General features: G+C 47.1%; 4 protein-coding genes and 1 pseudogene. All 5 read left to right on the top strand.

Features of this window, described 5'->3' with window-relative positions; translation table 11 throughout:
* Window positions 1–412, top strand: a pseudogene (locus WMO25_RS16905) (hypothetical protein); the annotation flags it as partial.
* The gene (locus WMO25_RS16900) at window positions 403–1368 is read left to right on the top strand and encodes a Gp37-like protein (protein ID WP_349086329.1); all 966 of its coding nucleotides are present in this window, start codon (window positions 403–405) and stop codon (window positions 1366–1368) included. The pseudogene WMO25_RS16905 and the gene WMO25_RS16900, both read left to right, overlap by 10 nt.
* Window positions 1368–2204: a hypothetical protein gene (locus WMO25_RS16895; RefSeq protein WP_349086328.1), complete on the top strand. Its 837-nt coding sequence runs from the start codon at window positions 1368–1370 to the stop codon at window positions 2202–2204. Before WMO25_RS16900 ends, WMO25_RS16895 begins: the two co-directional genes overlap by 1 nt.
* A 74-nt stretch (window positions 2205–2278) precedes the next feature.
* Window positions 2279–2590: a hypothetical protein gene (locus WMO25_RS16890; RefSeq protein ID WP_349086326.1), complete on the top strand. Its 312-nt coding sequence runs from the start codon at window positions 2279–2281 to the stop codon at window positions 2588–2590.
* Window position 2591: 1 nt separating this feature from the next.
* The coding region (locus WMO25_RS16885; protein ID WP_349086324.1) for a hypothetical protein at window positions 2592–2832 on the top strand (241 nt) is incomplete at its 3' end.

Here is a 2832-nt window from a genome sequence, read left to right as displayed (position 1 = left end):
AGCGGCATCGGATGCAAAGGCGTATCCATATGGCTATGAGTATGGTTATCCAATTAGCCGTACAGCAGTTAGGCTCACGGTTGACCATTACGCTGACAGTGATTTCCAGATGACTATCTATGGGCCGGCTGTAGAAATCAGCATCACCATTGGAGACCATCCGTATATCGTTCATTATCAGGTTGAACAGGGTGAGTATCTGACCATTGATAGTCGGGAAATACAGCCGGCAGACAGAAGAATTTTCTTAGTGAAAAATAACGGTGAAAAAGTCAACGTGTTCAATTATCGAGACTCAACTTATTCTGTTCTTCAGAAGATACCACCGGGGGACATTGTCATAGATTATAGCCGGTTATACGGCGTAGATCTGACATTGTTCTTAGAGAGGAGTGAGCCGAAATGGATTTGATTCTTTTTGATGCTGATTTTCATGAAATCGGTCCGGCGACTCTGGAAATTGACGTGGAAGTCGGTGACAGCTCCGCTTCTAATGACTTTGAACTGAGTACAGTGCTCTCTGATTTTTCCGGATTCTATATTCCCGGCACGGAAGTCGGCGGCATTGTCGAATATCGTGCAAGCGTATCCAATAAGGCAGTCAATACACTGAAAGGCTGGACCTGGCGGGGGCTTCTTTCACAGTGGATCATCCTTCCGCCATCCGGCAGTGACTACCGCATCGTATCCGGGGAAGCCAATGCAGTCATCAGGAGACTGTTGGCTGAATGCCTGGGCGGTTTTTTCTCTGTACCGGAAGAGGACAGCGGCCTGACGATTGGCAGTTATCAGTTCAAGCTTTATACATCCATGCTGGATGGCCTGATGGACATGCTTTCCGAGCATGATTACAGGCTTGACATCTATGCGAAGAAGACAGAAGCCGGTGGCAGGGTGCAGGTCTGCTGCCGGGCCCTTCCTGCGAAGAAGCTGGAAGGAGAATACAACAATGACCTTGGCCTGACGTTGACATTTACGAATGATCAGATGGGGATCAACCATCTGATCTGCATGGGAAAAGGTGAGCTGCAGAACCGGCAGAAGCTGGATTTATATATCGGAAAAAACGGCAGAGTAACAACGACACAATATTATACAGGTCTGGCAGAACGTCAGGCCTACTATGATTATTCATCTGCGGAATCCCTGGCAGAGCTTCGGAAGTCCGGGAATGAGAAGTTAAAGAAACTGGCCGGTTCAAAAAAGCTTCGCATTGATGCAGAGAGCGTGGATTTGAACGTGGGGGATATTGTTGTCGGTAGGTATAGGGAGACGGGATTGGTCGTGGAAGCGCCGATTAGTAAGAAAATATACCGCATATCCGATGGACGCATGACCATCGAATACGGAGTGAAGGAGGATACATAATGGCAAAGCTTTTAAACGGTGACGGATATCGGGGCATCACGGCCCAGGAGGATGCCGATTTATATGCAGGTATCATCGGCAATGGCCGTCTTTTGCTGAATGTCGGCAAAAAGATGGCGGCGAAGATTGTGGATAACAACACGATCCGCATTTATGACGGTGAGCTGGTCAGCAAGGGCCGGCGCATCCATATCGATGCCGGTACCTGGGATGATTTCACGATTCCAACCGGCAGCCAGGGGGTGACGAAATACTTTACGATAGGCTACCGCTTGTACACGAATGGTGCCGGCAGCCAGGTCTGCGAACAGGCTGTCAAAACGGATACTTCCGTTGTGAATTATGAAGAAGCTTCACTGAGAAACGAGGCGGCAGAGACCTATGTGGCCATATACCGGGTAAGGCAGGATGGAATCAGCCTGACAGGGGTAACAGCATTGTATGACATAGTTTTATCTGCAGCAGAAGTTCAGGCAAAGGTTTCTGATACCGGGTGGCTCACACCGACATTTGATCCGAATACGAGTAATCCGACAGCCGGAACGAAAATCAGGTACAGGAAAAAGAACGGTATTGTTTATGTCCAGGGAACAATCGGTATTAAGGACCTGCAAAAAAATTTCGCATTATTTAATCTGCCGGAAGGTTATCGTTCAGGCTGCAATTTCTATTCTGTCAACACAGCGACCGTAAACAAAATGAGCCGGTACTATATCAGCACGTCAGGAAATGTCTCTCTGGAATGGGTGCGAGATCTGAGTACAGGCGACAATGTGACCGGACAGGTTAATTGGATTGGCATTGACGTATCATTTCCGGCACAGGAGGTATCATGATGAACAATATTGTAACGATGGTTGATAACCAATGTTTTTGTTTGCGTTATATCATCGGAGTTTAGGAGGTGTGTATGAGAAGTCTTAATTTTATCGCAGTGAGACAGAATCTGCAGAAAGACCCAACCAGCGATTTTTCTGGCCTTGTCAGAGGCAGCAAAGGTTATCTGCAGGCACATTTTAGTTTTGATGCCGAATGGACCGGATGCGGAAAAGTGGCCGTATTTACACGTCTGGGTAAAGAGTATCCGGCAAGATTATCTGCAGATACCTGTATTATTCCGGAAGAAGCTTTGTCTTATAGTCGATTCAGTGTACGGGTTATCGGTGTGCGTGACGGATTCAGGATAATGACAAACAATGTCGATATTGAACAGGAGGGATAAGATGGCAGCAACAGAAGAAATTGAAAAAGAAATTCTTGCAGAAATGGCTGCGAATCCGGTGCCTTATGCTGCAGGTCAGGTCAATGATGTCATCACGATCGATGGTGAGACCAGAATGATCAGCGTGCCGGCATCCGAAATCTTTTTTGGTGTCGAGTCAGATAAGGACGTTGAACGGAAACATTTCAGATGTCCGAAGGTTGTGGGAGATGGCATTGACTTGTCAAAACATCAAATCTACA

The sequence above is a fragment of the Coprococcus intestinihominis genome, from assembly GCF_040096555.1.
In the GTDB taxonomy this organism is placed as follows: Bacteria; Bacillota; Clostridia; order Lachnospirales; family Lachnospiraceae; genus Coprococcus_A; species Coprococcus_A intestinihominis.
This window is presented reverse-complemented; position numbering and strand designations above follow the sequence as displayed.